Annotated in this window: 19 protein-coding genes; 15 read left to right on the top strand and 4 right to left on the bottom strand. The window is 31.1% G+C overall.

The window, feature by feature from the left end; genetic code table 11:
• The first annotated feature begins 140 nt into the window (after positions 1–140).
• Complete coding sequence (locus WA327_RS02880; RefSeq protein ID WP_336066250.1) at positions 141–2,090, top strand: endonuclease; 1,950 nt, start codon at positions 141–143, stop codon at positions 2,088–2,090.
• A 76-nt stretch (positions 2,091–2,166) separates the two neighbouring features.
• Here WA327_RS02880 and WA327_RS02875 read toward each other — a convergent pair whose 3' ends face one another.
• Both WA327_RS02875 and WA327_RS02870 read right to left on the bottom strand, forming a co-directional pair.
• Positions 2,167–4,284 carry a M56 family metallopeptidase gene (locus WA327_RS02875; RefSeq protein ID WP_336066247.1) on the bottom strand — a complete coding sequence of 706 codons (2,118 nt, stop codon included), beginning with the start codon at positions 4,282–4,284 and terminating at the stop codon, positions 2,167–2,169.
• Positions 4,285–4,286: 2 nt separating this feature from the next.
• A complete protein-coding gene (locus tag WA327_RS02870) occupies positions 4,287–4,646 on the bottom strand; it encodes a BlaI/MecI/CopY family transcriptional regulator (RefSeq protein WP_336066244.1) in 360 nt (119 codons plus the stop codon).
• A 158-nt stretch (positions 4,647–4,804) separates the two neighbouring features.
• Between WA327_RS02870 and WA327_RS02865 the strand changes: the two genes are divergently transcribed.
• Positions 4,805–5,746, top strand: coding sequence for a calcium/sodium antiporter (locus tag WA327_RS02865; RefSeq protein WP_336066241.1), 942 nt, complete (start codon positions 4,805–4,807; stop codon positions 5,744–5,746).
• A gap of 69 nt (positions 5,747–5,815) precedes the next feature.
• On the opposite strand, the gene WA327_RS02860 is transcribed toward WA327_RS02865, so the two are convergent.
• Positions 5,816–6,835, bottom strand: a complete 1,020-nt coding sequence (locus tag WA327_RS02860; protein ID WP_336066238.1) for a glutamine synthetase beta-grasp domain-containing protein — start codon at positions 6,833–6,835, stop codon at positions 5,816–5,818.
• Between the two features lie 182 nt (positions 6,836–7,017).
• Between WA327_RS02860 and WA327_RS02855 the strand changes: the two genes are divergently transcribed.
• The 13 genes from WA327_RS02855 to WA327_RS02795 all read left to right on the top strand — a co-directional run bounded on the left by WA327_RS02855 (position 7,018) and on the right by WA327_RS02795 (position 23,523).
• Positions 7,018–9,204 (top strand): glutamine synthetase III, encoded by a 2,187-nt coding sequence (locus tag WA327_RS02855; RefSeq protein WP_336066235.1) that lies wholly within the window; start codon positions 7,018–7,020, stop codon positions 9,202–9,204.
• A gap of 204 nt (positions 9,205–9,408) precedes the next feature.
• The gene (locus tag WA327_RS02850) at positions 9,409–10,362 is read left to right on the top strand and encodes a hypothetical protein (RefSeq protein WP_336066234.1); all 954 of its coding nucleotides are present in this window, start codon (positions 9,409–9,411) and stop codon (positions 10,360–10,362) included.
• 331 nt (positions 10,363–10,693) lie between these two features.
• Positions 10,694–12,202, top strand: a complete 1,509-nt coding sequence (locus WA327_RS02845) for a hypothetical protein (protein WP_336066232.1) — start codon at positions 10,694–10,696, stop codon at positions 12,200–12,202.
• Positions 12,203–12,312: 110 nt separating this feature from the next.
• The gene (locus WA327_RS02840) at positions 12,313–12,813 is read left to right on the top strand and encodes a hypothetical protein (RefSeq protein WP_336066230.1); all 501 of its coding nucleotides are present in this window, start codon (positions 12,313–12,315) and stop codon (positions 12,811–12,813) included.
• An 8-nt stretch (positions 12,814–12,821) separates the two neighbouring features.
• Positions 12,822–13,631, top strand: a complete 810-nt coding sequence (locus tag WA327_RS02835) for a CsgE family curli-type amyloid fiber assembly protein (protein ID WP_336066227.1) — start codon at positions 12,822–12,824, stop codon at positions 13,629–13,631.
• A 10-nt stretch (positions 13,632–13,641) separates the two neighbouring features.
• On the top strand, positions 13,642–14,043 hold the full coding sequence (locus WA327_RS02830) for a curli production assembly/transport component CsgF (protein WP_336066224.1): 402 nt from the start codon (positions 13,642–13,644) through the stop codon (positions 14,041–14,043).
• A gap of 10 nt (positions 14,044–14,053) precedes the next feature.
• Positions 14,054–15,541 (top strand): CsgG/HfaB family protein, encoded by a 1,488-nt coding sequence (locus WA327_RS02825; protein WP_336066222.1) that lies wholly within the window; start codon positions 14,054–14,056, stop codon positions 15,539–15,541.
• 4 nt (positions 15,542–15,545) lie between these two features.
• A complete protein-coding gene (locus WA327_RS02820; RefSeq protein WP_336066220.1) occupies positions 15,546–17,033 on the top strand; it encodes a carboxypeptidase regulatory-like domain-containing protein in 1,488 nt (495 codons plus the stop codon).
• 95 nt (positions 17,034–17,128) lie between these two features.
• Positions 17,129–18,307 carry an AIR synthase related protein gene (locus tag WA327_RS02815; protein WP_336066218.1) on the top strand — a complete coding sequence of 393 codons (1,179 nt, stop codon included), beginning with the start codon at positions 17,129–17,131 and terminating at the stop codon, positions 18,305–18,307.
• Positions 18,308–18,323: 16 nt separating this feature from the next.
• Positions 18,324–19,274 carry a DUF3078 domain-containing protein gene (locus WA327_RS02810; protein WP_336066216.1) on the top strand — a complete coding sequence of 317 codons (951 nt, stop codon included), beginning with the start codon at positions 18,324–18,326 and terminating at the stop codon, positions 19,272–19,274.
• Between the two features lie 188 nt (positions 19,275–19,462).
• On the top strand, positions 19,463–19,957 hold the full coding sequence (locus WA327_RS02805) for a hypothetical protein (protein ID WP_336066214.1): 495 nt from the start codon (positions 19,463–19,465) through the stop codon (positions 19,955–19,957).
• Between the two features lie 56 nt (positions 19,958–20,013).
• Positions 20,014–20,712 (top strand): hypothetical protein, encoded by a 699-nt coding sequence (locus WA327_RS02800; RefSeq protein WP_336066212.1) that lies wholly within the window; start codon positions 20,014–20,016, stop codon positions 20,710–20,712.
• A 252-nt stretch (positions 20,713–20,964) separates the two neighbouring features.
• On the top strand, positions 20,965–23,523 hold the full coding sequence (locus tag WA327_RS02795; RefSeq protein ID WP_336066210.1) for an adenosylcobalamin-dependent ribonucleoside-diphosphate reductase: 2,559 nt from the start codon (positions 20,965–20,967) through the stop codon (positions 23,521–23,523).
• A gap of 45 nt (positions 23,524–23,568) precedes the next feature.
• On the opposite strand, the gene WA327_RS02790 is transcribed toward WA327_RS02795, so the two are convergent.
• The gene (locus WA327_RS02790) at positions 23,569–24,231 is read right to left on the bottom strand and encodes an ATP-binding cassette domain-containing protein (RefSeq protein WP_336066208.1); all 663 of its coding nucleotides are present in this window, start codon (positions 24,229–24,231) and stop codon (positions 23,569–23,571) included.
• Positions 24,232–24,328 lie beyond the last annotated feature (97 nt).

The following is a 24,328-nucleotide window of genomic DNA, read 5'->3' as shown; positions in this document are numbered from 1 at the left end:
TTTTTACAAGGGAAATTTCATCTAAAAAACACTGTTTTTTCGGGTTTTCATTATTTCTGCTTCAAAAAAGTTAATTAACGTTCTTATAAAATTATAACGTATTTATAATAGTATATTTGTACAAAATAATTCTCCCAGAAATGAAAAAGATAACTACTATTTTAACACTGCTTTTTGCATCTATAAGTTATGGTCAAGCAGTTGTTATTAACGAATTAGATTGTGATACGCCAGGAATTGATTATGGCGAATTTATCGAGCTAAAGTCTGCAACACCAAACTTTCCTTTAGATGGATATGTTTTAGTGTTTTTTAATGGCTCTACTTCTGGCGGAGATAGTAGTTATTTTGCGTTAGATTTAGATGGAGCGGTTACAGATATTAATGGATTACTTTTAATAGGAAGTGATACGGTTACACCTTATCCGCAAGTTTTTATTGGTGAAAATTTAATTCAGAATGGTGCCGATGCTGTAGTAATTTATCAAGGTAATGATTTTGATTTCCCAATAGGGACTTTAGCAACACAGACAAATTTAGTAGATGCTTTAGTTTATGACACAAGTGACGCCGATGATACGGTTTTAATGTCTTTATTAGGTGTTACAGAACAAATTAATGAAGGTCCAGGAAATAACACTAACTCAATACAACGTAATAACGACGGTTCTTATACATCTACAACACCAACACCAAGACAATTAAATGATGGTTCTGGAGTAATTTTAAATGCTTTAGAAATTGCCGTAAGTCAAACTCAAGTTGATGAAGGTTCATCTTTCGATATTACATTTACAGCACAAAGTAATGTGGATTCTGATTACTCATTTAGTTTTATAATGAATAATCAAGGTTTTGATACTTCAGATTATACAGGAGATACATCTTTAACCATATTAAGTGGACAAAATCAAGTAAGCACTACAATTACCCTAATTGACGATGCTTTAGATGAAGGAGATGAAGAGCCTTTAATTAGATATGATAATTTGCCAACACCTTTAATTCCTTTTAATAATAATATTACGATAAGAGTTGTAGATAACGATTTTGTTGTCGCACCTTTTGGGACGCCAATAAATCCAACTTTTGGATTAGTTTCAAGCACACAGCCAGCAGGATATTATGATAGTTTAGACGGTTTGTCTGGAGCTGCTTTAAAACAAGCTTTACAAGATATTATTGCAGATCCAACCATTGTAAGAGCGCAAACTTATACAGATGTTATTGATATTTTAAAAGAAGCCGATCAAAACCCTGAAAACTCTAATCAAATTTGGATGGTTTATACAGAGCAAGGTCGTGCTAAATTAGACTTTCAAACTAATGCAAGTAATATTGGTAAATGGAATAGAGAGCATACATTTCCCAGATCTTTAGCGGGTTATAACAGTATTGAAGCTGATGATACCGGTGACGGAATTGATATTTTTTGGACAACAGAAGCAGATTCTTTACGTCATGGTAATAGTGATGCGCATGCGTTAAGAGCTGTAGATGGACAAGAAAATAGCTCAAGAGGAAATCAGCATTACGGACAATATGCAGGACCAAGCGGCAATTTAGGAAGTTTTAAAGGAGATGTTGCGCGTAGTGTTTTGTATATGCAAATACGATATAACGGATTAAGTATAGTTAACGGTTACCCTTCAACTACTGGGCAAATGGGAGATTTAGCAACTATTCTAGATTGGCATAGAAATGATCCGCCAGACGATTTTGAAATGAACAGAAACAACATAGTTTATAACTGGCAGTTTAACCGTAACCCATTTATAGATCAGCCAGATTTAGTAGAATACATTTGGGGAACAAATGTTGGTGACACGTGGAATCAAAACTTAAGTACAGATACTTTTGAAACTTCTGCTGTTAAGCTTTATCCAAATCCAACAACAGATAAATTGTATGTTTCTGGGAAAGAAAATAATTACAATGTGTCAGTATTTTCTTCTGAAGGACGATTGGTGCTAAAACAACAAGTCGCTAATAACAACTACATAGATTTAAAAGTTGCTAGTGGCTTATATTTAGTTAAAATTGAAACAGATAATAATCAAAGTCTAGTTAAAAAGATACTAGTCAATTAATAGTTGATTTTTTTTAAAAAAAAGCCCAAAATTTCATGCATGAAATTTTGGGCTTTTTAGTTTTAAAGGCTTTTAATTACTTAGTTGTAATAATAATTACTCCGTTTTTACCTTTTTCTCCGTATTTAGAAATAGCTTTTTTATCTTTTAAAACAGAAATACTTTTAATTGAACTAGGCATAATATCTTGAATCTCTTTATTAGTCAATTCTTTATTGTCTTTTATGATTAAAGGTTTAGAATCAGGATCGTTTAATTGTTTATTTAAAAATATCACATCATCTTGGGATAAATCATTATCAGTTTTAACAATGGTTACCGCTTCAATTTCGGTGTTTATTTTCCAAGGACTTTCTTTTTCTGTGTAAATTTCAATAGCACCATCTTTAGCTTGTTCTCCATACTTTTTTGTGGCGTGTTCTCCTTTTAAAACATTTACACTTTTAATTTTTTCTACAGGTACATTATTTTTAATTGGTTCTTTATTGCTAGGATTGTTTTCAATTTTATGATGAATAATTTTAGGTTGTTTTTCATCTCTCATAAAAATTTCTACAGCACCATTTTTTGCTTCTTTACCATATTTAGATGTTGCTTTTTCTCCTTTTAAGACATTTATACTTTTAATGTTTTCTTTTGGAGTGTTATCAAGCTCTTCTTTTGTAATAATTTTTCCGTCTTTTATAATTAGTATTTTAGAGTTTGGGTTTTTTAAAAACATTTCATCTTCGTTTATATCTCCTTCGTACTTTATTTCTACAACTTCAATGTTTTTAGTTTGTAAAGCAGTCTCTTTTTTTGTGTAAACTTCAATGACTCCGTTTTTACCTTTTTCTCCGTATTTGGTAATTGCTTTTTCTTTTTTTAAAACGTTTACAGAGTTGATGTCTTCTGGACTTATTTTTTCTAACTGTTCTTTGTTAGATTCTTTTTTATCGATAATAATTAATAAATCTTCATCTATTTCTTTAGTTTTAGCAGTATTTGTTTTTTCAAATATCCAACCAGAATTGGTGTATTTTTGATAGAATTTATCTTGCTTAGAAGCAAAAACAAGTTCGTTGTTTTCTACTTTTAAAGCTATGTCATCAATAGGTTTGTTTTTAGAGTTAATACTTATTACTCGCTTAAAATCATCACTTTTTTTAAATTTCGCATTAATAGTTATGCTTTTAATTTCTTTATTGTGGTCTCTTTTAATTTCAGAAAATTTAATTTCTATTCCGTTACCTTGTTTTTCTAAGTCTTTTTTTATTGATTTTAAATCTTTGTCTGTAGATTTTGATGTGATGACAGAAAGATCAGTTTGCTCAATGTTATTAAGATTAGTCTCGTTTTTTGCGATATAAATTTCTTTTGTGTTAAAACTCATTAAGAATAAAGCTATAAGAGGTATAACCAATGTTAGCTTTAATAAATTGCTCTTTTTTGATTTTGATTTTTGTAGCATAATAATTCGTTTTTTGATTAATGATTGATAAAAGTTATTTGATATTGATAATTGATTTTGTGATAAACTAGTTTTTAAAAGTAGTTTTTGGTAGCTTTTTACCGACTTGCTTTTTGCATTTGCTTGTTGGTCTGCGATAAATTCTAAATTTTGAAGAATTTCTTTTTTATATAGCCAAGAAAACGGATTAAACCATAAAATAACGGTCAATAAATTACAGATTAGCACGTCTATAGAGTGAAGTTGTTTGGCGTGAGTTTTTTCATGCGCAATAACTTGTTCTAACTCTTTTTCATTAAAAATATTTGGGTTGACTACAATGTTGTTAAAGAATGAAAATGGAGCGATATTGCGGGTTGTTTCTATTAACTTGTACTTGTTTTTCTTTTTTGAAATACCGCTTTTTAATATCTTATTTAATGAAAGGTGTTGAAGTATAAGTCTTGCTAATAAAATAAAAGAGACCAATAGGTAAGCTGTGAGTAAAATGTTTTCAATGTTTAGTTGACTAGTTGATTCTTGCGTATTATTACTAGTTAATTGGTTTGTGGTTACAAATTGAAATGATTCCGGAGTGTATTCTACATAAATAGGAATGACTAAAAAAGGTAAAGAAAATGCTGTAACAATTCCTGAAAGTAAAAACCATCTGTTAGATTGGAAAAAGGTTTCCTTTTGTAAAAACAGTTTGTAGCAAACGTAAAAAATGATTGTAATAGCAGAAGATTTTATTAGATATTCCATAATTATTTTTGTTCTTCTATTAAACGAATAATGTCTTTTAACTCCTCTACAGAGATTTTTTCTTCTTTAGCAAAAAATGAAACTACATTTTTATAAGAGCTATTAAAATAATTGTCAATAGCTGTGTTTATAAAGTTTTTTCGATAATTTTCTTTCTTTACAATAGGGAAGTATCTGTGTGTTTTTCCAAATGCTTCATGACTAACATAACCTTTGTCTTCTAGGTTTCTTACCATGGTAGACAAAGTGTTGTAATGTGGTTTGTTGTCATTATATTCAGCTAAAATATCCTTTATAAAAGCTTTTTCTAGCTTCCATAAAATGTGCATTATTTCTTCTTCTTTATTTGTTAGTTTTTCCATGAAAAATTTTTTTTTGCTAATATAACTATAAAAATAGTTATACAACTAAAAATATAGTTTTTTAACTATTTTTTTTAGTTTTTAAGTTGGTAGTATAAATAAAAAAGAGTGTGTTAGATTTTAAAATTCAAAATGTATCTTCGCATAAAATATAATTTATGAGTATTGTTTTTTTAATCTTAGGATTTGTGCTTTTGGTTGTAGGAGGAGAGTATTTAGTAAGATCTTCGGTAGCATTATCCTTTAAACTTAATATTTCAAAAATAGTTATTGGTATGACGGTTGTTTCTTTTGCAACGTCTGCACCAGAATTGTTGGTAAGCCTACAGGCAGCTTTAAGTGGTTCGCCAGCAATTGCAATTAATAATGTGGTAGGATCAAATATTGCTAATATCGGTTTGGTTTTAGGTGTTACAGCAATTGTTGGAGCTATTGGTATAGATAAATCTTTTTACAGGTTAACTTGGCCAGTAATGATGGTGTTTTCTTTAGCGCTATATTATTTTTTATGGAATGATAGCCAATTAATACCAATAGAAGGTGCAGTGTTATTTGTAGCGCTAATTTTATTTGTAATTTATCTTATTAAAAATCAAAAGTCATCTGATGAGGCAGAAGAAGTAGACGAAGCGCTTTCTGCGGTATCTAGTTTTAAAATTATTTTGTGGTTGCTTATTGGTGCTTTAGCGCTTTATTTTGGAAGTGAATGGCTAGTAAAAGGAGCAACAGAAATAGCTCAGAAATTAGGTGTAAGTGAAGCTGTTATAGGAGTAACCATGATTGCAATTGGTACAAGTGTACCAGAATTAGCCGCTTCTGTAATTGCTGCAGCTAAACAAGAAAAAGCAATTTCTTTAGGTAATTTAATAGGTTCAAATATTTTTAATATAGGATCTGTATTAGGTTTAACATCAATAATAAAAACTATCCCTATTGAAGAACCTTTAATTTTGAGTCGAGATATTTTTTGGATGCTTTTATTTGCAGCGGTTATACTTCCGTTAGGGTTAATTCCTAAAAAGAATACTATAGATAAATTTAAAGGGTTTGCATTAGTAGTAGTTTACGCCACATTTATCTTTTTAGTTTTTAAAGGTTAAAACAGAAATAAAAAAAACGCTTTCAAATTGTTGAAAGCGTTTTTTAATGGATTTTAACAAAAAATGTTATTAACTAATATTAGCAGATTTTACTGTTTTTACAATTCTTCCTGCAATTTTGTAAGGATCGCCGTTAGATGCTGGACGACGGTCTTCTAACCAACCTTTCCAACCTTTTTCCACAGTGATAATTGGTATTCTTATGGATGCGCCTCTGTCAGATACGCCATAACTAAAGTCGTCAATACTAGCTGTTTCGTGTTCTCCTGTTAAACGTTGGTCGTTAAACTCACCATAAACAGCAATATGTTCTTTTACCACAGGTCTAAATGCTTCACAAATTTTTTCATAAATTTCTTTACTACCACAAGTTCTTAATACCGTGTTAGAGAAGTTGGCGTGCATACCAGAACCATTCCAATCCATATCCTTTCCTAATGGTTTTGGGTGGTATTCAATATAGTAACCATATTTTTCTGTTAATCTATCTAATAGGTATCTAGCAACCCAAATTTCATCACCAGCTTTTTTAGCGCCTTTAGCAAATAATTGAAATTCCCATTGTCCAGCAGCAACCTCTTGATTGATACCTTCAAAGTTTAATCCAGCTTCAATACATAAATCTGCATGTTCTTCTACTAAAGCTCTACCATGAGTGTTTCTTCCTCCAACAGAACAGTAATATAATCCTTGAGGAGCAGGATAACCACCAACAGGGAAACCTAAAGGTAGTTGTGTCTTTTTATCCATGATAAAGTATTCTTGCTCAAATCCAAACCAGAAGTCGTTGTCATCATCATCAATTGTAGCTCTTCCATTAGAAACGTGTGGTGTACCATCTGGATTTAAAACTTCAGTCATTACTAAATAGCCATCTTTTCTTGCAGGGTCAGGGTAAATAGCAACTGGTTTAAGTAAGCAGTCAGAAGAGTCTCCTGTTGCTTGTTTTGTAGAGCTACCATCAAAAGACCAAATAGGACAGTCTTCTAATTTACCGCTAAAGTTGTCTTCAACTTTAGTTTTGCTCCTCATGTTTTGTGTTGGATAGTAACCATCCAACCAGATGTACTCTAATTTAGATTTACTCATGGTATAAAAATTTTTATTAGTTATGTTGATGCAAATATATATAAATTATGATTTTACCTATAAAAAAATAAGGGTGATAATTTTAAATTTATTAAAAGAGTGTCGATAACCCTATTTTTTTTAGGGTATAATAAATTTATGATGCAAAAAATTGTAATTTCGCAAAAAACAATTACAATTTTATGTCTACATTAAGATTTCATGCAGTTAAACAGTCGCTACAACATAAGCCTGTATTTATAGAAGAAAAACAACGACGTTCAGAATTATTTGCTTCTCATGTTTTTAATGAAGCAACAATGCGTCAATATTTAACAAAAGATGCTTTTAATAGTGTTATAGATGCTATTCAATTAGGAAAAAAAATAGATAGAGTAGTTGCAGATCATATCTCAACAGGAATGAAAGAATGGGCAATCTCAAAAGGTGCTACACATTATACGCATTGGTTTCAACCTTTAACAGGAGCAACAGCAGAAAAACACGATGCTTTTTTTGAAACTGTTGGCGGAGGTATGTCAATAGAAAAATTTGAAGGTAGTCAATTAGTGCAACAAGAACCAGATGCCTCTAGTTTTCCTAATGGAGGTATTAGAAACACCTTTGAAGCAAGAGGTTATACCGCTTGGGATCCTACATCTCCAGCTTTTATTTATGGTACAACTTTATGTATTCCTACTGTATTTGTATCATATACAGGTGAAGCTTTAGATTATAAAACACCATTATTAAGAGCGTTGCAAGCTGTAGATAGTGCGGCTGTAGCAGTTTGTAAGTATTTTGATAAAAATGTAAAAAAGGTAAATGCGTCTTTAGGTTGGGAGCAAGAATACTTTTTAATTGATAGAAGTCTAGCCATGTCTAGACCAGATATTGTTTTAACAGGTAGAACATTGTTAGGTCATGCAGCCGCAAAAGGTCAGCAGTTAGATGATCATTATTTTGGCACAATACCTAATCGTGCTATGTCTTTTATGCGCGATTTAGAAACCGAATGTATGTTGCTTGGTATTCCGGTAAAAACAAGACATAATGAAGTAGCGCCAAATCAATTTGAATTAGCACCAATTTTTGAAGAAGCCAATCTTGCGGTGGACCATAACTCATTATTAATGGATGTGATGGAAAAAATTGCAGGTAGACATCATTTTAAAGTATTGTTTCATGAAAAACCCTTTGCAGGTGTAAATGGATCTGGAAAACATAATAATTGGAGTTTAGGGACAGATACTGGAGTAAACTTGTTAAGTCCAGGTAAAACACCAATGAGCAACCTTCAGTTTTTAACCTTTTTTATTAATACGATTAAGGCAGTTGGTGATAATGAAGAGTTGCTTCGTGCTTCAATCGCTTCTGCAAGTAATGATCATAGGTTAGGAGCAAATGAAGCGCCACCAGCAATAATTTCGGTGTTTATAGGAGAGCAACTTACAAAAACTTTAAAAGAGCTTGAAAATGTTACCGATGGAAAACTTTCACCTGAAGAAAAAACAGATTTAAAATTAAATGTAGTTGGTAAAATTCCTGATGTACTTTTAGATAACACAGATAGAAATAGGACATCTCCTTTTGCATTCACTGGTAATAAATTCGAGTTTAGAGCAGTAGGTTCAACAGCAAACTGTGCCAGCCCAATGACGGTTTTAAATACTATCGTAGCAAAACAACTAATAGAATTTAAAGCTGAGGTAGATAAATTAATCGACAAAAAGAAAATGAAAAAAGACGATGCTATCTTTAATATATTAAGAGAGTATATTAAAAAGTCTAAAAATATTCTTTTTGAAGGAAATGGTTATGGTGAAGCTTGGGAAAAAGAAGCAAAAAAACGAGGCTTAAGTAATAATAAGACAACACCAGAAGCATTAAAAGCCAAAGTATCTAAAAAAGCACTAACGCTTTTTGAAGAGTTAGGTGTGATGAATAAAGTAGAAGCAGAAGCGCGTTATGAAATTGAAATGGAAGAATACGCTATGCGAATTCAAATTGAAGGAAGGGTTTTGGGAGATATTGCTAGAAATCATATCATGCCAACAGCGGTTAAGTATCAAAATATGCTTATTAAGAATGTGCAAGGGTTAAAAGCGATTTATGATAAGGACTTTAAAAAACTGGCTAAAGAACAATTATCTTTAATTGAATCTATTTCAAATCACATGGAAGCTATAAATTCTGGAGTTACAAAAATGATTGATGCCAGAAAGAAAGCTAATAACATAGAAGATGTTTATAAAAAAGCAGTAGCCTATTGCGAAGATGTAAAACCTTTATTTAATGAAATAAGATATCATTGTGATAAATTAGAATTGTTAGTAGATGATGAGATTTGGCCACTCACCAAATACCGTGAGTTGTTGTTTACTAAATAGAATTAATATGAAATTTTTAAAGCTCTGTATGAAAACAGAGCTTTTTTTGTGACTTTTTTCTTTCTTAAAAATGTATTTCGTCGAGACATTTAAATCTAATAACGAATATATTTCAATTTTTATTAAATAAACATAGCTGTTTGTTTTTCAATGAATTATATGTTTTATATTTGAAATGCTATTAATCAATAAATTATATTCACAATGAAAAAATTATTTTTCAGTGCGGCAGCACTAATGTGCGGAACTCTTATGTTTGCGCAATCTAATGACAGCGATGTAAACCAAGTTGGAAGCGGCAATTCTTCAGCAGTTTCTCAAACAGGAATGACAAATTATTCAACAGTAGAGCAATGGGGAGACTTAAACTCTGCAGATGTAATGCAAGATGGTACTTCAAATTATTCTGATGTTGATTCTCTAGGAGATGATAATGATGCTACAGCATCTCAAACAGGAGATTTTAACACTTCAGAGATTCATCAAGGTTTTGGTACAGGAGCAGGTTTAAATGATGGTAACTCAGCCTCTGTAACGCAAAACGGAAATTCAAATTACGGACACATTGACCAGTATGGTGATGCAGACGGTTCTGATGATAACACATCATCAATTGATCAATCAGGAGATTTTAACTATGCTTATAATGATCAAGTTGGAGATTTTAATACATCTTCTATTCAACAAGCAGGTTTATCTAATGATGCTTTTGTTTATCAAATAGGAGATAATAATTTGTCTCAAGTATGGCAAACAGGAGATGATAACTACAGTACTGTTGATCAGATTGGTGACGGAAACTGGGCTCAAAATGAGCAAATAGGTGATATTAATGATTCTGATATCAACCAAAATGGTAATGGTAACTATGGTGGAGCTGGACAATATGGAGATGATAACGAGAGTAATATTGACCAAGCAGGAGATTTCAATCAAGCTTTAACTATCCAAACAGGTACACTCCATCTTTCTAATGTAACTCAAACAGGAGATAGTAATCTAAGTGAAGTTTATCAAGATGGATTAAGTCATTTGTCTGATGTTACTCAAACAGGTGATTTAAATGGAAGTTATGTTGACCAAAATGGAACAACGCATACAAGTGATGTTATTCAAACAGGAAATAATAATAGTTCTATAGTGTCTCAAAACGATTAATGTTTAATTGTTATATAATAAAAAAGCCTCGATGAAAATCGAGGCTTTTTTTAGTTGTAACTATATGCTAAATCAGTTTTTGAATTTTGTGGTTTATTGAAGATATGATTAATTGTTTTTTCTACGTAGGTCTACGTATTCATTGACTTTAAGAAGATTTAGTTTAAAAACAAGGTGTAAGATTTTTCTTTCTTAAAATTGCATTTCAACGAGGTTAATTAGATTATAAACGAATAATTAGCTAAAAAGGTGTTCTTTTTGAGAATTTCATAAAATCAGTATTAAAATATTTCTATATTTGTAACAGCTATTAATCAATAAAATATTCACAATGAAAAAATTATTTTTCAGTGCAGCTGCACTTATGTGTGGAACTATGATGTTCGCACAATCTAACAACAGTGAAGTAGAATCTGTTGGTAACGGAAACACTTCAACTGTAACTCAAGCAGGAACTTTAAACGATTCAGATGTTGATCAAACAGGAGACGATAATATCTCTGTTGTTGACCAAATCGGTACTTCTAACTCATCTGAAGTAAGACAAGAAAGTGGTTATGGGCCTCTTAGAAACCGTAACAACAGTTTAGTTGAGCAAAACGGGACAGACAACAACTCTTTTGTATGGCAAGATGGAGATGATAACATTTCTACAATTGATCAAGATGGAACAAACAACGATTCTTACGTAGACCAATGGGGAGACTTTAACGATAATGAAGTAATCCAGAACGGTGATAACAACGAATCTGACGTTTATCAAGGTTATAACGGAGATAATCATACTAGTCTTGTAGATCAACAAGGAGATGATAATGATTCTTATGTAAGACAAGATGGTGACGGTAATGATTCAACAGTATTACAGTATGGTGATACAAACGATTCAGAAACACGTCAGGACGGTATTACAAATGCATCTACTGTATGGCAAGATGGAGATCGTAATATTAGTGATGTCAATCAAACAGGAGATAATAATGGTTCTTTTGTATGGCAAGATGGAAATGATAACATTTCTGATGTTGATCAAGATGGTAACGATAATGATTCTTATGTTGATCAATGGGGTGATTTTAATGACAGTTCTGTAATGCAGGATGGTAATAATAACGAATCTGATGTGTACCAAGGATACCCAGGAGACTTTAATACTAGTACTGTAGATCAAATAGGTAATGATAACATGTCTTATGTAAGCCAAGATGGTGGTAACAATAACTCTGATGTTGATCAAACAGGTGACATGAATGATTCTGATGTTGACCAAGATGGTTTCTTTAACGGAAGTACTGTATGGCAAACAGGAGATTCTAACATCTCTACTACAGATCAAGATGGTAATGCAAATTCTTCAGTTCAGATTCAAACAGGTGACGATAACGAATCTTATGTTGCTCAAACAGGTAACAACAATGGATCTTTCGTTGCTCAAGTTGGAGATATGAATGACTCTTTTGTAGATCAAACAGGAAATTTAAACATTAGTAGTGTTGCTCAAAATGGTAACGGTAACATGTCAGATGTTGATCAAATGGGTAATGCAAATGGTTCTTCTGTAGCTCAAGCTGGTAATGACAACATGTCTACAGTAATGCAAACAGGAGACGGTAACACAAGTACTGTTGCTCAAACAGGAGATTTACACTTATCTACTGTAACACAAGATGGTATGATGAACATTAGTGACGTAGCTCAAGATGGTTTCTCTCATACAAGTGACGTATTCCAAGATGGTAATGGTAACAATAGTATTGTTTCTCAAACTGGTACTACTCATATGAGTGATGTTGACCAAATTGGTAACAACAACACGTCTACTGTAACTCAGATGGACTAATATCTAATAAGATATTTTTTAGATAAATTATATAGGTATAAGAGCATTAATTTGCTCTTATACTTTTTATAAACGGTTCTAATTTTGTATCTTAATAAAAATTATTGATGATGAAATACTTAAATCTAAATATTATAGTACTTCTTTTGGTTTCTCAGTTTTGTTTTTCTCAAACATTTACAGAGCAAAACAATACTGCTAATCCAGAATTTGAAAGCTTGGCAACAGAGCAGCATTATCTGTTGTCTCAAAATACTATTCAAGCAACATCATTAGAAAACAATGTGTTTATAACTCAAGTAGGAGATAATAATGTGTCTAATGTAACTGTAACTTCTAGTGATAGTAAGCTTTCTGTAACTCAAAACGGAAATGACAATGTTAACTTATTAAATATTAACAGTGAGAAAATAAGCCAAACTGTAATGCAAAATGGAGATAACAACATGCTTATTGATTATAGTGTATTAAAGACACAATCAAGAGCTGCTACATTAATTCAAAATGGAGATAATAATAACCTTAATATTTTTGGCTCAAATTCTCTTTCAGAAAAAATAAAAGTATCAATGCAAGGAGAGCAGCAAACAGTTATTATTAGAAACTTCTAATATTAGTAATGATGATTTTCTCTAACTTCAAAACAAATTTTGTTTTAGTTTTTGTTCTTATATTACCATTCTTAGGTATAGGACAAATATTAAATACAGATATTGAAGCAAAAATAAGATTAGAAAAAAAAGATGGTTTTGTAACAGCAACTTCAACAGCATTTAACAAAACAGAAATAACAGAAAGTTTATCTTATAAATTCTCTGTAATAAAAAAAGATACATTAGGTAACTCTTCAAAAAATGACCAATCAGGACGATTTGTTATACAGCCTAATGAAAAAAAAGACCTTTCTTCAACAACTGTAAATATTCCAGAAGAAAGTAAAATAACACTATTGTTATTAGTTTACGATTTAGATAAAAAACTAGTGGGAAAAGATAGAGTTGTAATTAATGATGATGATAGTGATGCAGAGTTTAAAAAAAGAATTTTATCTGAAATAGATTTAAAGCAAAATCCTAAAAAAGAAGAAAAATCACAGGACATAAGTTATGATTCTAATGATGGAATTGAATTAAAAGGAATGGTGTTGGAAGAAACAAAAACCAAGCCTGGTAGAGATTTTTACAAACTTTTTTATAACTTGTATACTAGAAATAACATAAACGGAAACAAAATTGTTAAAATCCGAGAGGTTTTAGCCTTAGGTCGAAACACAAAAATTGAAGTCTTTGTTGGAGAAGATAAAGTATTTGAGTTTTTTGTACGACCAAGCCAAGACTACTTAACCAGAGTCAACGATATGGCTATCGTTAAAGTTTATCAGTACTTTAAAAGACTAGAAAAAAGCGCAGATATAGATCAGCGTTACTAATATAAATAAAATGAAAAAGCTATTAATCGCAGTTTTTATGCTAGCAGGATATGTTAGTGTGGGACAACAGTTAACTTACGAACCAATAAATCCAGCTTTTGGAGGCGACACATTTAATTATCAATGGTTGTTAAGTTCTGCTAATGCACAAAACTCTTTTGAAGATCCAGATGCAAATGATGGAAATAACCAAGGTTCAGAATTAGACCAATTTGCAGAAAGTTTAAATCGTCAAGTATTAAGTTCTTTATCAAGAACACTTTTTAGCTCTCAGCTAGGAGATGGTTTAGAAGAAGGTACTTTTACCTTTGGTAATCTAACTTTAGAAATTTACGACTCTGCAGAAGGTTTAGTTGTAAATATTTTAGATGTCACAACCGGTGACGAAACTCAAATAATAGTCCCAAACTAATACCAAAAACATGTTAAAACTTAAGTCTGCTTTAGCAGTATTTTTTTTGCTAGCTTTAACAGGTTGTGGTACTTTTTTTAATCAACCTTATCAGCAACAAAGAGCAAGGGTAGGAGAAGTGTCTCCTGTAACAGAAAAACTTGTCAATTTTCCATTACCACAAGAACCAGTTGTGGCTGGTGTTTATAATTTTAAAGATCAAACAGGTCAATATAAGTCTGTAGAAAATGGTAGTACGTTTAGTACAGCAATTTCACAAGGTGGTACAACTATGCTCATCAAAGCTTTAGAAGATTCTAAATGGTTTACACTAATTGAAAGAGAAAACCTTAGTAATCTTTTAAATGAAAGAAATATTATAAGAAATACCAGAGCAGAGTATAGGAAAAATCAAAATCCTAACGAGCCTAACTTGCCGCCATTACTTTATGCAGGAGTACTTTTGGAAGGAGGGATAATTTCTTATGACACAAATATAATTACAGGTGGTGCAGGCGCAAGATACTTTGGTGTTGGTGCATCTACTCAATATAGAGAAGATAGAATTTCGGTGTATTTAAGAGCTGTAAACACATCAAACGGAAAAATTCTTAAAACAGTTTATATTTCAAAAACCATTTTATCTCAAGCGGTTTCAGCAAACTTATTTAAGTATGTGAAATTTCAGAGGTTGTTAGAGGCAGAAACTGGTTATACAAAAAATGAACCCGTACAGTTAGCTTTAAAAGAAGCTATAGAAAAAGCTGTAGAAGCTTTAATTATAGAAGGAATTAAAGAAAATTTGTGGTTGCCAAGAGCAAGTGAAGAAACTACAGAAAAACTAATTCAAGATTATGAAAACGAAAAAGACGAAGCAGAATCAACACAGCTTTACGAGCGTTTTCTTACTCAAAGAAGAGGTCAAAATGCTATTACAGCAGCAGTAGGATTTAGTCATATGAATGGAGACTTACCAGATCCGCAACCAGAATTAAATGCTAAAATTGGTTTTAAAAGACAATTAAATCCTTATCTAAACCTTGATTTTACGTTTAATAAATTCAATTTAGAAAATAAGTATACGTTTAATGAAGGCTTTATGTCTTTCGATTTAAATTTGAATTATAACATTTTACCCTATGATAAATTAACGCCGTATTTATTTGCAGGTATTGGTACAAATGCATCAAATTATTTTGATGCGATTGATCCTAAAATTCAAGGAGGAATTGGTTTAGAGTACCTTCTAAAAGACAATATAGGTATCTATGCTTACGGAGAACACAATTTGGTTTTTAGTGATAATATAGATGGTATTGAAGCGGGAACGATAGATGATATGTTTTACAGATTTGGCATTGGTGTTAATTACTATTTTTCTCAACCTTCGACTAAATTTAATGAAAGAAAAGAGTTGGAAAGGCTTAAAAAGAAAGAGCTAAAAGCCTTGAAAAAGGAAAATAGAAGGAAGATGCAAGAGCAAAACAGAAATAGTAAAATCAATAACAGTAACAATTAAGACAATGAAAAATTCTTTTAAATATTTAGCGTTAGTACTTGTTTTAATCTTTGTTGCTAGTTGTAGCGAAGATAAAATAGAATTAACAGGAAGAGGAACTTTAGTAGGTAAAGTTGTTTCGCAAGGAGATAATACGCCTCTTGAAAACGTAAGAGTTTCAACAAGTCCAAATACAAGTATTGTTTTTACAGATTCTAACGGTAATTACGAAATTAATGATGTTGAGGTTGGTACATATTCTGTACAAGTTCAAAAGGAAGGTTATCTAACAAAGTTTGAATCTGCAACAATTAATGATAATGCAACAACAAATATAGTTTTTGAGTTAGATGTAGAAACAGCTAATAACGATGCACCAGATGCACCAATTTTAATGTTGCCAGAAAATGATGCAATAGACACAGATTTAGAAGTTACTTTAGAGTGGACAGCAACAGATCCAGAAGAAGATGATTTAACTTTTACAGTAGAAATTTTAAACGATCAAAACAATGATGTTATAACGTTTTCTGATTTGACAGGTACAACTTTAATAGTTTCTGGTTTAATGTATAATACAAAATACTTCTGGCAAGTAACTGCTAATGATGGTATAAATAACCCAGTTTCAAGTTCGGTTTTCAATTTTAAAACTTTAGAATTTCCTGAACACAGAGTTTTTTTTACAAGAAAAATAAATGGTAATAATGTTATATTTTCTTCAGATGATGCAGGTAATGTATTGCAATTAACATCTTCAACAAGTAATGCGTGGCGACCACGTAAAGCAAATTCAATAGATAAGTTAGCCTTTTTAAGTAACAATGGTGGTCAAACACACATTTTTACAATGGATTTAGATGGATCTAATATACAGCAAATAACAAGTTCGGTTCCAGTAAATGGCTTTGATTTAGAAGAGTTAGATTTTGAATGGAAAAGTAACGATACACAATTTTTGTATCCAAATTTTGACAAATTATACAGAATAAATGCTACTGGATCAGGTCTAACACAAATCTATCAAACTGTGAACGGTAATTTTATTACAGAAGTAGATTGGAATCAAGCTAACGCTCGTATCGCCTTAAAAACAAATAACAGTGTAGGGTATGAAGTTGAAATTTTTACGATTAGCACCTCTGGAGTAGTACAAGATATTGTTTTACAAGGTATAAATGGAGCTGCTGGTGGATTAGATTTTTCTTATGACGGAACAAAACTATTATATACGTATGATGTGTCAGGAAGTGAAAATGTTGACTATAGACAATTTGATACAGATATTTTTATTTATGATTTTGTTTCAAGTTCAGCAACTAATTTATCTACAGATAAGCCAGCAGGAACAAATGATCTTGATGTGCAATTTTCTCCTAATGAAGCAGAAGTTATTTTTATGAATACCTCTAACGATGGTGTTTCACAAAATAATATTATGAAACTAGAAATAATAGATGTAACCAATAGATCTTTATTTATAGAAGACGGAAAAATGCCAGACTGGAGATAAAACGTTTACCAACCACATCAAAATAACCTTAAAAGCACACATAAATATTTGTGTGCTTTTTATTTATAAATATCTTTGTAGCTTAACACAACGCAATGAGTTCCGAAATTTCAAAACGCTACAGTCAAAGAGGTGTTTCTGCTTCAAAAGAAGATGTACACAACGCCATAAAAAACATAGATAAAGGCTTGTTTCCTAAAGCCTTTTGTAAAATTGTACCAGATTATCTAACTAACGATTCTGATTATTGTTTAATCATGCACGCAGATGGTGCAGGAACAAAATCGTCTTTAGCATATATGTACTGGAAAGAAACTGGAGATTTATCAGTTTGGAAAGGTATAGCGCAAGATGCGTTAATTATGAATATTGACGACTTGCTTTGTGTAGGAGCAACAGATAATATTATGTTGTCTTCAACAATAGGAAGAAATAAAAATTTAATTCCAGGTGAAGTTATTTCAGCAATAATTAATGGTACAGAACAGTTAATAGAAGAACTTAAAAACTTTGGTGTAACCATACATTCAACTGGAGGAGAGACAGCAGATGTTGGCGATTTAGTTAGAACTATTATTGTAGATTCTACCGTGACAGCAAGAATGAATAGAGCAGATGTTATTGATAATGCAAACATAAAAGCAGGAGATGTTATAGTTGGATTAGAAAGTTTTGGACAAGCTACATATGAAAAAGAATATAATGGCGGAATGGGAAGTAACGGTTTAACTTCTGCAAGACATGATGTTTTTAATAAATATTTAGCTGAAAAATATCCAGAAAGTTTTGATGCTTCAGTACCAGAAAATTTGGTGTATTCTGGACAGGTTAAATTAACAGATAATGTTGAAAATTCGCCAATAGATGCTGGTAAATTAGTCTTATCACCAACACGTACTTATGCACCAATTATCAAGCAAATTCTTTCAAAATATACAAGTGAAGACATTCACGGGATGATTCATTGTAGTGGCGGAGCACAAACAAAAATTCTTCACTTTATAGATAACTTACATGTGGTTAAAGACAATATGTTTTCAATTCCGCCATTATTCAAATTAATACAAGAACAATCAAAAACAGATTGGAAAGAAATGTATCAAGTCTTTAATTGTGGGCACAGAATGGAGTTATATGTTAATCCAGAAGTGGCGGAGGACATTATAAAAATTTCAAAATCATTTAATGTTGAAGCTCAAATTGTTGGACGTGTAGAAGCATCTTCAACTAAAAAAATTACAATAGAAAGCGAATACGGAACGTTTACCTACTAACACTAAACTAATACTTATGAGATTTTTTCTTATAATCTGTTCTATTTGTTTGTCCCAAATAACATTAGCGCAACAAACAGATTCAATTGTCAAAACATTAGATACTTTAACATGGAAGCAAGTTAATCGCGTTGGTCTTGATATTAACGAGGTTACGTTTGTAAACTGGAGTGCTGGTGGTGCTAATTCGATATCGGCACTTTTAACTCTAAATTCTAGTTTAAGATATAAAAAAAAGAATTTAATTTGGTTTAATGCTATAAGAACGCGTTACGGAATTAACAAACAAGAAGACCAATTGGTAAGAAAAACCGAGGACGAACTTGAGTTAATTTCAACAATTGGTTATAGAAAAGACACTATTTCTAATTGGTATTTTTCTGGAAGGTTCAACTTTAAAACGCAGTATTCTAATGGATACAACTATCCAAATAGAGATAATCCAATCTCACGTTTTATGGCGCCTGGATATGTGTTTTTAGGTGGCGGAGCAGAATATGGAAAAAACATAGAAAAACTTTCGTTTTATTTATCGCCTTTAACTTTTAAAGGAACTTTTGTTTTAGATCAGAGATTAGCAGATAATGGTGCATTTGGTGTGACGCCAGCAGTTTTTGATGATGAAGGTAATAAAATACAAGATGGTGATATAATGCGAACCGAAATGGGTATTTTAATAACCAATGCCTATGAGGCTCAAGTTATGGAGAATATTTATTTGCGTAATCAATTAAGCTTATATACAGATTATTTAAACAGTTTTGGAAATATTGATGTGGATTGGGAAGTGGTTTTTGATTTTAAAGTGAATAACTTTGTAAAAGCAACCTTAGGTTCTCATATCAAATATGATAATGATATTAAAATAATTGAAGAACCTGAAACCGAAGAAGCCGAAGCTGTAGAACGTGGTGCATCTGTGCAATGGAAACAGCTTTTAGGTATAGGAGTTGTAGTTGACTTTTAGACGTTTTAAAATAAATTTATGTGATAAGTAAAAAGAATTTAACCTTATTTACTATATCTACATTAATCGTTAATGTGGTATCTTTGTTTTTGCCTGATTTTTACATTACACAAATTATACGATTAATATCTAGTATTGTATTTTTTTCCTTATTGTATAAATTGGTAAACAAAAATAAGTACATTTTAGTGTATTTTATTTTAACTATAATCACTGATGTTTTAGACTTTTACTACTTAATACCTGTAATGACTAGTGTTTTTACGGTTGTAAAAATATTAGCGTATTCGTCTATTGCTTTATTATTATTATTAAATAAAATTTCTTTTAAACAGGTGTCTGCTAAGATACGTGTGTTGTTTTTTGTTGTAGTGTTAATTAATATATTAATTGGTTACCAAACGGTATATGGTTTGGTTATGGAAGATAATTTTATTGTCGGAATTATTATTTTGCTTTTTTGGATAGTGAGTGTGTTTACAGCTTCTTTTGCGGCTATATATTATTTTAATTTAGAGAGTAGAAGTTCTTTTTTAATTCCATTTGTTTTTGCGTTTGTGTTTTCAGATTTAAGCGCATTTGTTGCAGGATATGAATATATTTATGTGTTTTATTTTTTAGAAAGAGTATTGTATCTGTTAAGTTTTTATTTTTTAGGTAGATATTTGTTAAGCTTTAAATAAATAGACTTCTTTATTTTAAAAATACTTTTTATATTTATTAGGTGTACACCTTTAAAATGCAATCTAAACTAGCCATAAAAATTCTTATAGCGCTACTGTTGGTAATTAATTTATTATCAGTTTATTTATTTAGTGTGTTTAATTTTAGAATAGTTAGAGTAGTTTCTGTAGCTGTTATTTTGCTTTATTTTTTCACCTATAAGTTTAAAGATTATTTAGTGCTTTCTTTTGTTTTTTTACTTTTTTGTGCAGATGCGCTAGATATTTATTACAGTAAACCAGTAGTTCCGCAATATTATGCAGTAGTGAAAATTTCTGCATACTTGTTAGTGTTACAAAGAATTTTTAAAAAGATAAATTTCTTAAAAGTAAGTGTTAGAGATGCACTTATAGTATCATTAATAGCTGTTTTAAATATACTTATCGGTGTTAGGTCTTTATACAAAATATCAAAAGACGTTGAGTCTAATTTTGAGTTAGCTTTACTTTTTGCTTATGGTTTTGTGATGGTTTTAGTAGGTGTTATGGTAGCAAACTACTACTTTAGATACACCTCAAAAAGAGCCTTTTATTTTACTGCTTTTGTGTATCTAATTATTTTTGCAGATATATCCGGTTACGTTGCAAACTATTTTGATATATATTTCTTTAATTACCTAGAGCGTATTTATTATTTCTTAGGTTTTGTGTATATGACTTTTTATATATTTTACACAAATGAGTTAGATGACCAAGAAAATGAACTCTTTGAATAATTATCAAATTAGCTCTTATTTACATTATGAAATTCTTTAAAAACAGACTTCTTTTTTATTGAATAATCAAAAATAAAAACTTTCATAAGTTTTAAAAATTTGTCAACTTTTTGATGTTGATAAATTATTATATAACTGAAAATCAATCTATTATAAATAAAAATTGTAAACTTTATGATTTTTGTAGTTGTATGTTTTGAATAATTTTTACGTTCTTTGTAATGAAGAAGTTGAACTAAAACCCTAAAATTTATGCCTGTACAAACAACACCACAAACCAAACAAAAAACTTATACTCAAGAAGAAGCTTTTGAAGCTTCAAATGCGTATTTTAAAGGAGACGAACTTGCTGCACGAGTTTGGATTAATAAATATGCCTTAAAAGATTCAGAAGGTAATTTGTATGAAAAGACACCTAACGATATGCATAAGCGTATTGCTAGTGAAATTGCTCGTATTGAAGCAAAATACCCAAACGGTTTAACAGAGCAAGAGGTTTTTGATTACATCAAAGATTTTAAATACATAGTACCACAAGGTAGTCCTATGGCAGGTATAGGTAACCCATATCAAACAGCATCTTTATCAAACTGTTTTGTTATTGGTAATTCTGGCGACTCTGATTCTTACGGTGGTATTATGAAAATAGATCAAGAGCAAGTACAATTAATGAAACGTCGTGGTGGTGTTGGTCATGATTTATCCCACATTAGGCCAAAGGGTTCGCCAGTAAAAAATTCGGCATTGACTTCAACAGGAATTGTTCCTTTTATGGAGCGTTATTCAAATTCAACTAGAGAGGTAGCTCAAGATGGTCGTCGTGGAGCATTGATGCTTTCTGTTTCAATAAACCATCCAGATTCAGAAGATTTTATAGATGCCAAATTAGAGCAAGGTAAAGTTACAGGTGCCAATGTTTCTGTTAGAATTGATGATGCGTTTATGGAAGCTGTAAAAACAGATTCTGAATACACTCAGAAATACCCGATATTTAGTAAAACTCCAAAATATTCTCAAACAATAAAAGCAACAGATATCTGGAAAAAGATTGTACACAACGCTTGGAAATCTGCAGAACCAGGAATCTTATTTTGGGATACAGTAATTAATGAGTCTTTACCAGATTGCTATGCAGATTTAGGTTACAAAACAGTCTCTACAAACCCTTGTGGAGAGATTCCGTTATGTCCTTATGATTCATGTCGTTTGTTGGCTATTAACTTGTTATCTTATGTAGAAAACCCGTTTACTAAAGAAGCAAAATTTAATTTCGATTTATTTAAAAAGCATGCAGCTGTAGCGCAGCGAATGATGGATGATATTATCGATTTAGAACTTGAAAAAATTGATGATGTTTTAGAGAAAATAGAACAAGATCCAGAAACTGATGAGGTAAAAGCAGTAGAGAGAAACCTTTGGTTAAATATAAAGAAAAAGGCAGAAGAAGGTCGTAGAACAGGAATTGGTATCACAGCAGAAGGAGATATGCTTGCTGCTTTAGGTATACAATACGGAAGCGAAGAAGGAAACGCGTTTTCTTTAGAAGTACATAAAACACTGTGTTTAGCGGTATATCGTGCATCTGTAAATACAGCAAAAGAACGTGGAGCTTTCGCTATTTTTGATGCAGAAAGAGAAAAAAATAATCCATTAATTCAGCGTATCAAAAAAGAGGACGAAAAACTATATTTTGACATGTTAGAATATGGTCGTCGTAATATTGCCTTATTAACCATTGCACCAACTGGTACAACAAGTTTAATGACGCAGACAAGTTCTGGTATAGAGCCTGTATTTTTGCCAGTTTATAAACGTAGACGTAAGGTTAACCCTAACGATAAAAATGTAAGAGTAGATTTTGTAGATGAAGTAGGAGACTCTTGGGAAGAATATGTAGTTTTTCATCACAGATTTAAACAATGGATGGAAGTAAACGGTATAGACGCTACACAAAACTTTACCCAAGAAGAGTTAGATGATTTAGTAAAACAATCGCCATATTACAAAGCAACGTCTAATGATGTAGATTGGTTAAGTAAAGTAAGTATGCAAGGTGCTATTCAAAAATGGGTAGACCATTCTATTAGTGTGACTATAAACTTACCAAATGATGTGTCTGAAGAATTAGTAGGCGAATTATATTTAAAAGCTTGGGAAGTTGGTTGTAAAGGTGTAACCGTTTACAGAGATGGATCAAGATCTGGAGTTTTAATTTCTAATGACGAAAAGAAAGAACCAGAGCAACAAGAAACCCTAACAGCGTTTCCTATAAAAAGACCAGATGTGTTGGTGGCAGATGTGGTTAGATTTCAAAATAATAAAGAAAAATGGATTGCTTTTATTGGTTTAATTGAAGATAAGCCTTACGAAATTTTTACAGGTCTAGCAGATGATGAAGACGGAATTTTAATTCCGCGTTGGGTAAATCAAGGTTTGATTATTAAGAGTAAAAATGAAGATGGTACATCACGTTACGATTTTCAGTATAAAAATAAAAGAGGTTACAAAACAACTATCGAAGGATTGTCGTACAAGTTTAATCCAGAATTTTGGAATTATGCTAAGCTAATTTCTAGTACGTTACGTCACGGTATGCCAATAGATAAAATTGTAGATTTAATTAATAGTTTACAATTGGACAGCGCATCAATTAACACATGGAAAAACGGAGTGGTAAGAGCTTTAAAACGTTATGTTGCAGATGGTACAGAAGCCAAAGGACATACTTGCGATAACTGTAAATCTGAAAACCTAATCTACCAAGAAGGCTGTTTAACCTGTAAGGATTGCGGTTCTTCAAAATGTGGTTAATCAATTTTTAAGTGAAATAAAAAGGAAGTCAAAAAACTTCCTTTTTTAGTTTAAAGAGCCAGGATTTAAATAATTGTAGTCTTCTAATTCTGTAATATTTTTAATCAGTTTTGTGCAACCATTTTTAAGTAAATAAATATCATCTGAAATATCTATCACGTCTTGATAATTATGATCTGTTAATATGATAACCTTCTGTTTTTTTTCTATTGCAATAAGTTGCTTTATTTTTTCAATATATAAAGGTGAAATATTAGAAAAAGGCTCATCTAAAAGAATAATTTCAGAAGCTTTTTTTAGGATTAAATAAATTTCAATAATTCTTCTTTGTCCACCAGAAAGTTGATTAAATTTTGAGTTTTTATAATTTGAAAATTCAGGAAATTCTTCAATAAAATCCTTCCATTTCACTTTAAATAATTTAAAAACAGAAGCTATTTTAGCGCGATTAGGAGTGTAATGGTATTGCGGTAAAAAAGTAGCTTTTTTAGTTTGATATAATTTTTTCTTTTGTGGCTTGTTATCAATTCTAATATTACAATATTTAGCTTTTAATATTCCAAAAGCTATGTCGATTAGGCAACTTTTTCCAGACCCATTTCTGCCTAAAATACTAGTAATTTTGCCAGTTTCAGCTTTTAGATAAATGCCATTTAAGATGCGTTTATCTTTAAAGTGTAATTCGATATTATCAATTTCAAAAGTCAATATTTAGGCAAATAAATAGATGATTAATTTTAAGAAAATAAATGTAATTATGGCGTCAATTATATATACAATTGAAAATAACTTAACATCTGAAATG

The sequence above is a fragment of the Mesoflavibacter sp. CH_XMU1404-2 genome (genome assembly GCF_037029465.1).
Lineage (GTDB): Bacteria > Bacteroidota > Bacteroidia > Flavobacteriales > Flavobacteriaceae > Mesoflavibacter.
Note: the sequence above shows the minus strand (reverse complement) of the source record. Positions and strands in the feature narration are given on the sequence as shown.